The sequence below is a fragment of the Butyrivibrio sp. AD3002 genome (assembly GCF_000420905.1).
Lineage (GTDB): Bacteria > Bacillota > Clostridia > Lachnospirales > Lachnospiraceae > Butyrivibrio.
Window position 1 is genome coordinate 133,411 of record NZ_ATVV01000005.1, and the last position, 13,008, is coordinate 146,418.

Here is a 13,008-nt window from a genome sequence, read left to right on the forward strand (position 1 = left end):
TTTATGAACGAAAAGAGAGAAAGACTAAGTGAATATTTAATGTATTTTGTTCTATCTATTTGGTTCTCGACGGAAATCATCTTTAACACCAATTTAGAATATGTCTTTTGGTGGAAAAAAACGTATGTGAATGCTTTGGTGAAATATATTTGCTTAGCATTGTTGGTTGTGCAGATAATTATTCTTCAACACTATAATGCCAAAGAAATGATACTTCTTACCGCTTTATCAATACCGATGGTTTTAGGTACATTAAACTCTGATTATAATATCATGATTTCTACATGGCTATTCATAGTGGCATCAAAATATATTGATTTTGATAAATTCGCTCGAATCGCATATATAGCACTAATTTTAATGATGTTATTAGTTTTCTACTTATATTTCTTCGGGTGGATAGATGATACGACGATATTTAGAGGAAATCTATTAAGGCATTCATGGGGGTATACACATCCTAATTGGCTTGGAATCAGAGTATTTCAAATTATATTGCTGCATTGCTATATAAGAAGAGATAAGCTGTTTTTTATTGATTATGCTGTTGTTTTTTTGGGTGCTTGGTTTGTTGACAGAGTCCCAAACTGCAAGACTGCTTATTATGCTTTGATATTCTTTTTAGTAGCATTATTGTTTGGCAAACTTATGGACTGTTTTGAAGACGGCGATACTTTTTTTGCTAAAGTTTTAATATTGATTGCTATAGTATCTAATATTGTCAGCGTAGTGCTATCAGTTATAAATGTTAAGGCATATCCTGTTCTTAAGGCGTTTGATACCTTCATGTCAAAACGATTTTCTTGGTGCCATAAAACGCTCAAATACTATGGGATAACATTGTTTGGGAGAAACATTGAATTATATACAAGAAGGATGAATTCTTTAGTAAGGAAGTTTTATGTTGATACGGCGTATATGGCAATACTTATTCGATATGGCATAGTTGTTTTTTGCATTTTTTCTATACTGTACATTTGCGCCATGATCTATTTATTTAGGGCTAGAAATTATTTCTTGATTCTTATAATGAGTCTGTATGCTGTATATGGAATAATGGAAAATACTTTTTTTTCCATGAATCAAAATATCTTCTTATTATTGTTGGCCTTTCCTCTATATCAAAAAAAAGCACTAGTTGAATCCAAGTATATTAAAAAACAAAAGCCTAGGATAAGGATAGTATTATGAATGCAAAATATAAAAAGTCTATTGACAACAATTTATGTGTATTGAAGCCAATAGATGGAAATGGAAATCCTTATATTGATATTATTAGACAATGCATAAATGATGCGGGGTATAGGCTTATCGAGCCTAAGGATGCGCTTAGACCAAACTACATTTTTAAGCAGATAAAAGTTTCAAACTTTAATTGGTATGAGAATATTGAGAGAAATACTAAGGTAAAAACGTATAGGACAATAGCAGTTAGAAAAGCTATGGTTATATTCTTAAAATATGCAAAAAAAAGCAAGATTATTATTACTGTACATAACAAAAAGAATCATAATGAAACCAATAAAGATTTGTCAGAAAAGATGTTGGTTTGGCTTATAAATAAGGCAGATGTCGTTACTATTCTTTGCGATGATACAGTTGGATTTTTAAACGGAATAGTAAAAAAGTATGGACTCGTGATAAATAATATTAATATCAAAAAAATATGCCTACCGAATTATTATGATGTGTATGTACATTCATCAAAAAAGATATTTTCTGAAATAGCTGGAATAAGAGACAAGAATTGTTTGGAATTGGCATACTTTGGAACAATATCAGAGTACAAAAATGTTGGAATATTGTTGGAGTTAGCTGATCGTATAAAGGATTTTCGAATCCACATTACTATTGCTGGAAAAGGGGAACAGAATTATTTGGAAGATATAAAAAGCAAAATAGGAATGAAAAGGAATATAACTTTTTATGACAAATATGTTCCTGATGAAAAAATATGGGGATTCATAGAGGGGGCAGACTTAGTAGTATTGCCGTATAGAAAAGAATCGATACTTAATTCGAGTGCAGTATTATTGGCATTGACTGTTGGAACTAATGTGGTGTGCCCTGAAATGGGAACAACCAAAGAGTTTCCACAAGGGTTGATATATACGTATGATTACAATAGTGATGATGAACATCTAGAAAAGCTCTACGAGGTAGTTATTGAGGCATACAATGATTACTGTCATAATAAAGAAAAGTTTGAGTTTAGGGCAAAAAGAATAAATAGCCTTGTTTTAGAGAATAATTCTAAGGATATAGTAGCTCAAAAGTACAAAGAACTTTATGATGAACTGACGATATGAATCAAGAAAAAAGACAAAACAACTTAATTAAAACATTTGTCGCTTCAACTGCTTCGATACTTACAGCAAGCCTTTTGAATCTTATAATTACGCCATATATAACAGATTGCGTGGGAACAGAAGCTTATGGATTTGTTTCGCTGGCTAAACAGTTTGTTATTTATGCGTCATTACTTACAGTGGCACTTAATTCGTTTGCTGTCCGATATATATCCATGGATTATCATAAGAACAGGTATGATGAAGCTAACTGTTTTTTTAATTCTGTTTTTTGGGGTGATTTATTATTGATCATTGCCATTTCGATTGTTTTGTCATTTTGCCTGTTCGTGATGGATGGAATTTTAAAGATTCCGGATTATCTTGTTTTTGATGTCAGAATCCTTTTTATAATTGTATTTTTCAATTTCTTTATTACTACCATTTTTACTGCGTTTAGCGCATCTGCATATATAGCTGATAAGTTATATATTGTTGCTGCCGCTAACTGCATAGGATATGTAATTGAAGGAGGAATCCTTTTTCTGTTTTTCAAATTTATTTCCAATAAAGTGTATTACGTTGGGCTGGCAATGGTGCCTGTAAGTTTGATTATTGGATTAACTGACCTGTGGATATGTAAAAAATATACGCCGGAGCTATCAGTCAAAAAGGATAAGTTTGATCGTAAAGATTTACGAACTTTGCTTACAGGTGGTATCTGGACATCTGTAAATTCCGCAGGAGAGATATTGAATAACGGACTTGATCTGCTGGTATGCAATCTTATGTTGTCGTCAATGCAGATGGGGCAACTGGCCATAACTAGAATAATATCGACTATGTTTCAGAAAATATACCTAATAGTAGATAAACCTTTCCAGCCTGTATTTCTGAAATACTATGCAAACGATGACAAAGAAGGACTACTTGAACAATTATTATTTTCTATGAAAATATCAAGTGCGTTGGTAAACATCGGATTTTCCTGTATATGTTCCTTGGGACTGGTTTTTTATAGACTGTGGATACCTAATCAGGATACTGAGCTAATATATTATCTTACGGTTATAGGACTGCTTACAACTATACCCGGAGGATCAATGCATCCTCTATATTATATTTATATATTAACTGTTAAGAAAGTGATTCCTGCGGCCATTACAATAATCGGAGGTTTATTGAATGTTGCAGCGATGTACTTGCTCATTAAATACACCAATTTAGGTATATATTCGATAGTTTGGACTACAGTGGTGGTGATGTACATAATTAATTTTATAACTAATCCAATATATATGGCTTATGTTCTTCACTTTAAGTGGTATGTGTTTTATCCGACTTTATTAAGAAATACGTTTTCATGCTTTGTTATGGTAATGATATGCTGCGTGCTTGAATCGATGATAAGACCGATTGCTGTACCAGCTTTTATCATGTGCGCTGTTTTATTTGCATTTTTGGGAGCAGGTCTTCATTTTTTAATTGCCTTTTCAAATAATGAAAAAGAGAGAATTATCAAATATGTATTAAAGGTGAGATGAGACAATGGTGGATTCTAAGCAGTTTATTATTAGCAGAACCGAATGTGATAAAGATGGCTATATCAGTATTCATTTGAATAATGATTTTTTTTTCTGTTGCAAAGAGGATACCGGATTTCACATAAATCCTGTAGGTAATGTGCTGCTTATAGGTTATGCATGGCAAGTAAAGGAAGATAAAAAAAGCCCTGAAAGGATAATAGATGAATTAACCGGATCAGGAATAAAGGATTATAAGGAGAAACTTTTAACTGAAGAAGAATCATGGGCCGGCAGGTATGTCTTGATAATTGATGATTGTGTGTACCTTGATGCAACGGGATTATTAGGTATATATTACTCTGATTATGGTATATCAAGTAGCTTTAAGTTATTGGAAGGTATGCTGAATAATCCTTTTGAAATATACAGGTCCTTAGGCAGAACCAATTGGTTACCAGGGCCGCTTACAAGTGAAAAGAAAATAAAAAGAATGCTGCCAAGTCAGGTGCTGCATTATACGAGTGGCATAATTGAATCGCGTGATTTACTGAAGGCTAAAGAAAATGATATAAGCGATGATGACAGGGTCAGGCTATTTACTGATTTATTCAGGAATTCTTTGAAAAACCTAAAGCAATTATTTCCCAATGATGAGTTTGTTATTCCGCTGACCGGTGGGCATGACTCGCGGACTGTACTCGCATTGACCATATATGCAGGCATTGAGATGAAGTGTGTTACCTTGGAACGTGATAATATTTCATCCGGAGATAAAGAATTGCCTGAGCTATTATGCAAAAGGAAAAACATACCGTATTCGTATATCAAAAGGGATAAGAAGCAATTTTCAGATAAAAGAGTACGTGAATATGAAGAGCATACTTCAGGATATGCAAATGATGAAGATAAACGTTTTTTTGCTTATGGACAATATGAGAAGATATTGGTTCCAGGTACAAAAATAATCTTACTGAGGGGACATGTTTGGGAATCAGTAATTGAATACTATGAAAAGTATTTAGGAGAAAAAACTCCTGAAGACTTTATGTTGTATTATATGGATGCTTTTGATAATTTACTGGTTAAACAGTCCCTGGAAGAATATTTTAAGTGGTCGAAGAATCATCCCCAACAGGAATTAAGTGAAGCGAATCGATTTATGATAGAGCAGCGAGTCGGAAGTTGGATGTCTTCGATTGAACAGGGATTTGATTTGATGGATGGAATTATTTCATTCCATCCGGTAAATTCCCGTATATTATTGTCACTTTTGCTCGGATTTTCAAAGAATGACAGAGTAACTAAAAAACATCAAGAGCGTATAATAGAGTATTGTTGTCCAGTTTTTAAGAATATCGATTATACTGGTGGTGTTTCACATAATGAAATGACAAAGAAAACTTTAAATAGAATAACTGACAGGATTAGAAAAATGGGGGCCATAAATACAATGAAGTGGTATTTGCGAATACTAAATTACAGATGGAATATATAGGACATAAATCCGTAAATCGCAGCACGAAATAAGAATCATTGCATATCGAACAAATGTGCGATACAATAACTTGGGTGCTGCCAACAACGGTAGGCGGTTGGCTCTTTGCCGGAGTATATCATTCCGAGAACTCTCAGTATTGGGAGGGATGCGTATGAGAAATTTTGACGGGAGCAAACTTGGTGATAGAAATTGCGATTACTCTTGTGAGTATTGTAGTTACGATAGTAAGTATTATCGTGACGATCATCAGTATTTACAAAGAATCAAAAAAGTAAGCATCAAAAAAGACCGCCACGACTCCAAACGCTGCGGTCTTTTTTGATCTGTAGTAATTAACGGAGCCAACCGTCTATCGGTAGCACCTTTTATATGTATATAATATCATAACGAATTCTTTTTTCAAGCAAATACACAAGTACAGCAGACAAAGGAGACAAACTATAGAAAACGCAGCAAGCTCACATTTTGCCGGATAGTAATATTCGAGACTCTTAGTATTGGGGGATACGTATGAGTAAGGAATCGAATGCATTAACAACTGATCAGCAGCGGGCAATGGAAGTCATGAGGACCGGAGCGAACATTTTTCTTTCCGGAATATCGGGAACGGGCAAATCCTTCCTGATAAATAAGTTTATCTCTGAGAGAAGAAACAGCAACATTGTGATTTGTGCGCCTACGGAGAAGAAGGCGACCGCAATCTGCGGAGATACGCTTCAGAGAATATTTGATATTCCGGGCAGAATCATCAAGGTGGGTGAGTATAACCACAAACCGGGAAGCATTCTGAATGATGCAGACATAATAATAATTGATGATATAAACAGCTGCAGGGTGGATGAGTTTGAGTATGTGATCCGGACTTTGCGTGATATCGTGAAGAGGAAGAGCCTTGCAGAGAATCCTGATCACTATAATAAGCAGCTGATTCTGATTGGAGATTTCTATCAAAAACCGCCGAAGGTGAATGTTGAGGATAGGTCGGATTTCGTGACAGAATGGGGCTATAAGAGAGGTGAGGACCGCTTTGCGTTCAACTCATCTCTTTGGGATGACCTTTCTCTGGTAAATATCATTTTGAAAACACCTGTTGAAAACAGTAAAACTCCCGATTATATGGAGAGACTAAACAGGATCAGAATGAGCCGGGAGTCGGATGTGACCTTCGATATGCGTGAGACACTGCTTAGAACCACTAAGGCAGTATTCGATTTTTATGTAAAAATCGCGGGCGAAGCGGTGTCAGATCTGTATGAAAGCAGAAAGATAGTTGCACGTGCATATTCCGGATGGAACGATGAGGAAGACAGAAAAGTTCAGGACGAGTGGGCGATGGGAATGGGCCTTGATGAAATAGCAAGAAGACATGGAAGAACTGTCGGAGCGATAAGATCGAGGCTTATGCAAATCTAGAGTTTTATGCTTTTCATGGAATTAAAAAAGTAAAATCTGCTATAATCATAGAGTTGATATCTACTGAATTCTATGGAAGGTGTATGAAAAATGAGAAAAATACTTGTAGTTGTAGACATGCAGAAGGACTTTGTTGATGGGGCGCTCGGAACAAAGGAAGCGGTAAGCATTGTTCCGAAGGTTGTAGAGAAGATTAAAAGCTATGACAAAAATGATGTGATTTTCACAAGGGATACTCATCAGACTGACTACATGCAGACTCAGGAGGGGGCGAATCTTCCGGTGGAGCACTGTATAGAGGGAACTCCCGGATGGGAAATTGATGAGAATATAAAGGCACTCTCAGAAGGCGCAATAATTGTGGATAAGCCGACCTTTGGAAGCACGAAGCTTGCAGAGATGATAAAGGACATTGCAGCGAAGGAAGATATCGAGATTGAACTTATCGGTTTATGTACTGATATATGCGTGGTTTCAAATGCGCTCATGCTCAAAGCTTTTATGCCGGAAGTACTGATAAGTGTGGATTCATCCTGCTGCGCCGGAGTAACTCCGGATAAGCATGATGCGGCTCTCGAGACAATGAGATCCTGCCAGATAAAGGTGTACTAATTCATAAAAATATTACACTTATTTTATTTCAATTCTTATCAAAATATCGTATTATTTTCATATAGGCCTATGAGAAAGGTGGCGCTATGAGGGGAGAATACGATTATACGATTTATAGAGCAGCTCAGGTGGGCAAGAAATTGCTCGCGATTGCGGTTGCTCTTTTTTTGATTATAAGCTTTTCAGGAGATGCTATAGCTGCTGAAGTGAAGTCCGAGACTGAGAATGCAATAAGACTTACCTCCGGTAAGGGAACAATAACCATTACAGACAGCAGGGGCAAAAAGACAAAAGCCACAACCAAGATGCGACTTGATAATGGTAGCATGGTTACAACATCTTCAAAAAGCTTTGCGACTGTGAAAATTGACAGCACAAAGTACATTAAATTGGACAGCTTATCTAAGGCGGAAGTAAGAAAGAAGGAAGGCAAGGCAGAGGTTCTGCTGGACGCCGGCAATCTTTTCTTTAATGTGACATCAGCGCTTTCGGAAAATGAGATCTTCAATATTCGTACTTCAAATATGGTTATGTCGGTTCGAGGAACCTGCGCACAGGTGGAGATTCTGGATTCGAAGCATACCAGGGTGTCTCTTCTTGAGGGCAGTCTTCACTGTAAGATCACAAGCCTTAAGTCAGGGGAGAGCAAGACGGTGATCCTCCTTGCCGGACAGGCAGCAGATTTTTATCTTTCGGGAAAAGGTGAGGGTGACTGCAAAATCGTCACAGAGGATGTGAATCCTGATGCTATAAGGGGATTCGTACTTGAGGAACTCTTAAATGATAAGAGCCTTGCAAACAAGGTATTTCAGCAGAGCGGACTTGATTTCAGGAGCCTCACAAGTGATGTTGTAGAGTCCAGAATCAAAAAGGATCAGAGCACAGCTGTAAATACATCGGCAAAGGCAAAGGATGACTCTAAAAAAGCTATACAGATGGACTTTTTCAGAGAGCATGAGGAAGGAAAAATACTCTATACCACAGAGGGTGATGTTGTTATAATTCCGGAGCCTGTAAGTGAGGAGCAGATAGCAAAGGAGGCACCTCAGGCAGATCAGGCCTCTGCAGATAATTCATCCGATAATAATAGCGGCAGAGGACGAACTGTGATCAGAGAGATTTCAGCAAAATCAGGGCCGTCAGGTAGCGAGAGCGCACATTACAGGATTATTCCCAGTCCCACAGCGGTAGTTCTGTTTCATGCGTATGAGGGCGTAGGAACCTCCGCCAAGGATTAAATACTTTAGATGTCTCATAGGATATCCTCTCATCTGTCGAGAATCATTCTGGCATTAAAAGATTGAAACAGCCTCGGATGTTTATTACAATAAAATCGGAAGAATATTTTTTGAGGGGAACATTATGAAATATGCTTTTACTACATTTGCATTAATAGTGACGCTGCTTGGGGGCTTTATTTTCGGCGCATATTATATGTATAGAAAGAACAACCCTCTTCCCGCCCAGCAGGTCAATGAGGCGCCCTCACAAGAGGAGGCCTTGGATAATTCGGCCTACTATGACAGTGACGGAAACTGGATTTTTAAGTACGGCGAGAGTGAGAGCGGCTATGGTGGAAGCGGCGATTCAGTTTCCACAGGCGCTGATGCTTCTGAGAACATCGATTATCGAATCACCGGAACTACCTTTGTCTATGAGGATGATGGTCTTTATTCCGGTTTTCACGCAGTAGTTACTATTGAGAATATTGGTAAGAGTAATCTCTATCTCGGCTCGGAATCGGTGTTTGATATAGAGGACAGAAACCTTGAGGTTGTGGATTCCTATGATTATGTCAGAGCAGTTCCTGATGTCATCGCACCGGGTGAGAAGGGTTATTTCTACGTTCCTTACGGTCAGATAAAAACGAGAGAGGACAGCGTAACCATTGAAGAGGGAGATCTTTCCGGAGATTCACCTGATCCTTCAGAGGCCAACAGTGCTCCCGCAAATGTAAACGGTGAGGATTTTAACGCTATAGATATAGATGAGCTTGAAAAAGCTCTTAAGGAGGAGGGGCTGACCTCTTCTTCAATAAAGGATGTTGAAAAGATAGAAGTAAGCGCAGATAAGCTCATGGCAGCCGCAGATTCTGCCGGAGGAACTACTGTCGATGAAGCTGATCAGAGTAGTGGCGGCACAGAGCTTCTTCCCGCTGATGAGAATGGCGAAGAGATACCGCCTGAGGGACAGGCACCTGATGAAGGCGCACCGGAGGGTACAGAGGAAGTTACCTCCGGCGATGCAGCTATTTCAGAGGACGGTGCAGCTTCTTCAGCAGCTGAGAGCTCATCCAAAGAAGAACAAAAGCCAAGTTATCCCGGACTCTCACTTTACAGGGTGCATGAGTACTTTATAATGCCCAACCTTGATGTTCAAAAGTGCGCGAATGATCCTCGCAGCGACTTTGATATAAGCAATATAATGTATGGAAGTAATACAAGCGGCTATTTCACTCTGTCTGCAGATGTTACCAATCTCTCCGACAGAAATGTTGATTATATTCCGGTTACGGTTGTTGCGCTTGATCGCAGGGGTAATGCGATCGCTGTAGGAAAGGATTCCATCACGGATTTTTATACCGGCGCAGTAAGAAGCTTCGGAGTAAGCTATATTCTCACAAGAGAGGAGCGCTCCAACATAGTTCAATGTGTTGTCTATGCAAGGGAAGCAGTTAGCAAGCAATGATAAGCGAATTAATTAGTAATTACGGTACACTCATCAAACAGGTACTATCGGATTTGGTGAGTGTAACTAAATATATGAATATAGGCATAGGGATCGCCCTGATGTACGGGGCGGTCTATTTGTTGTACGTTGTAATATGTAAGCTTTTGGGAAAAGAGAGAAAGCTTACCACCGGACATGCAGTTGCGGTTTTTGCACTGCTGATTTATTTAACAGCAACTCTTTTCATAGTATTCATGAGCAGAGAACCCGGGCAATATGAGGGTGTAAATCTGGAACTGTGGTCCTCCTGGGGCACGACGACTTTAAAGAGAGCGATGTTTATTGAAAATATCATTATGTTCATTCCGATGGGTATACTGTTGCCGAGTGCTTTTAAGAGGTTGAGGAATCCTTTTGTGTGTGTATTCACCTGCGCTGTTCTCTCCATTTTTATCGAGCTGATTCAGTTTGTAAAAGGGCTTGGAATCGCAGAGCTGGACGATGTTGTGACTAATACAGCAGGAGGTGCCATAGGATGGCTTATTTGGGGCATTTTCTGCGTGATGGGGCTGATTGTCACGCGTATTTTCGGGAAAAAAGAGGAAGAAGAGAAAAAGAAAAGCTAAAGAAAAATGTTACAAAAACTTGACGAATGTGTAAAATTGGAGTAATATCTCGAACTATGGGGAGCAGTATCGCTCCCTATGTCTGTATTTAAGCACATTTTGCAACCTTTAAACTTGTTTCTCATAGGAATTTCAAGGAGTTTAACAGTATTTTTATGAAAAGAACAGGTAACAGGAACAAAAACGTCAGGAAATTTATCCCGGCAGCACGAATCGTGTTTGCCGCTTCCATACTTCTTATAATAGTACTTCTTGTTCAATTTGGTGCGAAGGCCATTGATGAGAAGAGTGCTATCGAAACTAAACAGGAGACTATCCACGTGCCGGCCGATAATACGGCAAGCGCTGCAGATAGCAGTTCCCTGACCGTGGGAATATTCACCGCTCTCAATGCCAAGGCAGCCGATACCCAGACTATTGTGAAGGAAGGTATTACAGGAAAAGAGATTGAGGAGACAGAAACTCCAAAGGCAGAATCTGAGGAGACAGACGCATCGGATATCGATTATATGGTAACCGACTATGCGATAACCATTTATGAAAATGTAAAGAATTACTATTCAAATGATCGTGTCAATATCAGATCAGGTGCGGGCATTATGTTTGACAGACTGGATACAATTTCCAGAGATTCAAAGGTAGAAGTTCTCGGAGAGACCGATAACGGATGGTATCAGGTAAAGCATGATGATGAAGTCGGATATATCAAGATGGACTATCTTCAGGAAGAGGAGCCGGGTACCGAGTACATTTTTGCCGGCGATTCCAGAACAGTTCAGATGAGTCAGGCCGTTGATAAGGATGACTACGAATGGATTGCCAAGGTGGGTGAGGGCTTCTCATTTTTCTCTAATGAAGCGGTTCCGAAGATCGATGCTGAGGCAGGAAGCGGAAGCACAATTATCATCAACTATGGCGTAAATGACCTTTACAACGCCGAAAAATATATTAAACTTATAAATAAGAAGGTAGATTCATGGATAGCTGCAGGTGCCACCGTTTACTATGCGGCGGTTACTCCTGTAAGTGATTATCCCACCATCACCAATTCGGATATCGAAGAATTCAACAGTGAGATGAAAAGCGGGCTTGATAGCAGAATCGGATGGCTCGATGGGTATTCATATCTCCAGAATAAGGGATTTTCATCAGGTGATGGCCTTCATTATAATTCAGATACTTATAAGACGCTGTATACATACTATATGAATCAGGTTGCAGCGCAGAAGGAAGCATGATACATGGTATCCATTAAGGATGTGGCAAGAGAAGCGGGAGTTGCCATTTCAACAGTTTCTAAGGTTTTAAATCATTATCCGAACATAAGTGAATCAACTCAGAAGAAGGTTATGGAGGCAGTTGACCATTTAAACTTCGTCCCTAACCAGGTTGCGGCTGCGCTGTCCTCGAAGAGATCGGGAAGGATAGCGCTTCTTTTGAAGTTAAATATGAAGACGCAGGCGATAGATGAGATAGATATGCAGTATATCTCAGGTGCTCTCGCCATGGCTCAGGAGAAAAAGCTCGATGTCATAACTGTGTTCTATTCTGTTATTGCTGAGATGAATTTAGAGGAGATGATCAGATACTTTGCGTCTCAGAGTATCAGCGGAATAGTCATTTTCGGAATGAACAACGATGATAAGGTTCTTCATCAGCTGGTTGATTCACAGAAATTCAAGATAGTTGTGGTGGACGGCGCCAATATAAATGAAAACACATCAGTTGTGGGCGTTGATCATTATCAGGCTCAGTATGATGTAGCAGAGAAGACTATACGCGAGAATAAGTGTAAGAAGATTCTCTACATCGCCGGTATGAGAAACAGTTTCGTTACTGACGAGAAGATAAGAGCAATGGAGGATCTTGCGAAAAAGAAGAAGCTTAAGCTTTTCATCCGCAATGGCGACTTCTCCGAATTAAAGGCGCGAAATCTTACTCTTAAGTATGCAAAGAACAGGGATGTGGTTGTCTGCGGTTCCGACTTGATGGCAATTGGTGCGATGAAAGCCCTTATCGATATGGATATTTTCAGACCGGTCTGCGGTTTCGACGGTATCATTCTGATGGGGTACGTTGGTAAGCAGATGAATACGGTTAAGCAGAATTTCAACAATGTTTCAGCCGAGGCAGTCTGCGAATTGAACCGCCTCCTCAACGGCTCCGCCGGCAGGAAGGTCCGCCTACCTCATACATTAGTTAGACTTAAATATGAAGACATCATCTGTTAAACCTATTGCAGTGCGAAGAAAATAAAAATGATCAGGCTGTGCTTGCACAAAGCTTGATCATTTTTATTTTCTTCATAGGGCGGTAGCCCTACAACGAGGAATCATTGATTCCGAGTCTGCAATAGGTTCTGTTATTCAAAGAAT

The 13,008-nt window shown here is 38.9% G+C and carries 11 protein-coding genes; all 11 read left to right on the top strand.

Annotation, left to right across the window (positions count from 1 at the left end):
- The first annotated feature begins 3 nt into the window (after positions 1-3).
- The 11 genes from G596_RS0105730 to G596_RS0105780 all read left to right on the top strand — a co-directional run bounded on the left by G596_RS0105730 (position 4) and on the right by G596_RS0105780 (position 12,864).
- A complete protein-coding gene (locus G596_RS0105730) occupies positions 4-1,191 on the top strand; it encodes a hypothetical protein (protein WP_022760887.1) in 1,188 nt (395 codons plus the stop codon).
- The gene (locus G596_RS0105735; RefSeq protein WP_022760888.1) at positions 1,188-2,309 is read left to right on the top strand and encodes a glycosyltransferase; all 1,122 of its coding nucleotides are present in this window, start codon (positions 1,188-1,190) and stop codon (positions 2,307-2,309) included. Before G596_RS0105730 ends, G596_RS0105735 begins: the two co-directional genes overlap by 4 nt.
- Positions 2,306-3,832 (top strand): lipopolysaccharide biosynthesis protein, encoded by a 1,527-nt coding sequence (locus tag G596_RS0105740; RefSeq protein ID WP_022760889.1) that lies wholly within the window; start codon positions 2,306-2,308, stop codon positions 3,830-3,832. Before G596_RS0105735 ends, G596_RS0105740 begins: the two co-directional genes overlap by 4 nt.
- A 4-nt stretch (positions 3,833-3,836) precedes the next feature.
- The gene (locus G596_RS0105745; RefSeq protein ID WP_022760890.1) at positions 3,837-5,309 is read left to right on the top strand and encodes a hypothetical protein; all 1,473 of its coding nucleotides are present in this window, start codon (positions 3,837-3,839) and stop codon (positions 5,307-5,309) included.
- A gap of 513 nt (positions 5,310-5,822) precedes the next feature.
- Positions 5,823-6,725 (top strand): AAA family ATPase, encoded by a 903-nt coding sequence (locus tag G596_RS0105750; protein ID WP_022760891.1) that lies wholly within the window; start codon positions 5,823-5,825, stop codon positions 6,723-6,725.
- A 90-nt stretch (positions 6,726-6,815) separates the two neighbouring features.
- Positions 6,816-7,337, top strand: a complete 522-nt coding sequence (locus G596_RS0105755) for a cysteine hydrolase family protein (protein ID WP_022760892.1) — start codon at positions 6,816-6,818, stop codon at positions 7,335-7,337.
- An 86-nt stretch (positions 7,338-7,423) separates the two neighbouring features.
- Positions 7,424-8,575, top strand: a complete 1,152-nt coding sequence (locus tag G596_RS0105760) for a FecR domain-containing protein (RefSeq protein WP_022760893.1) — start codon at positions 7,424-7,426, stop codon at positions 8,573-8,575.
- Between the two features lie 124 nt (positions 8,576-8,699).
- The gene (locus G596_RS0105765) at positions 8,700-10,025 is read left to right on the top strand and encodes an FxLYD domain-containing protein (RefSeq protein WP_022760894.1); all 1,326 of its coding nucleotides are present in this window, start codon (positions 8,700-8,702) and stop codon (positions 10,023-10,025) included.
- A gap of 74 nt (positions 10,026-10,099) precedes the next feature.
- Entirely contained in the window at positions 10,100-10,633 is a 534-nt protein-coding gene (locus tag G596_RS21130; RefSeq protein WP_207637796.1) for a VanZ family protein, read from the top strand.
- Positions 10,634-10,788: 155 nt separating this feature from the next.
- Positions 10,789-11,871 (top strand): SGNH/GDSL hydrolase family protein, encoded by a 1,083-nt coding sequence (locus tag G596_RS0105775; RefSeq protein WP_022760896.1) that lies wholly within the window; start codon positions 10,789-10,791, stop codon positions 11,869-11,871.
- Between the two features lie 3 nt (positions 11,872-11,874).
- Positions 11,875-12,864, top strand: a complete 990-nt coding sequence (locus G596_RS0105780) for a LacI family DNA-binding transcriptional regulator (RefSeq protein ID WP_022760897.1) — start codon at positions 11,875-11,877, stop codon at positions 12,862-12,864.
- Positions 12,865-13,008 lie beyond the last annotated feature (144 nt).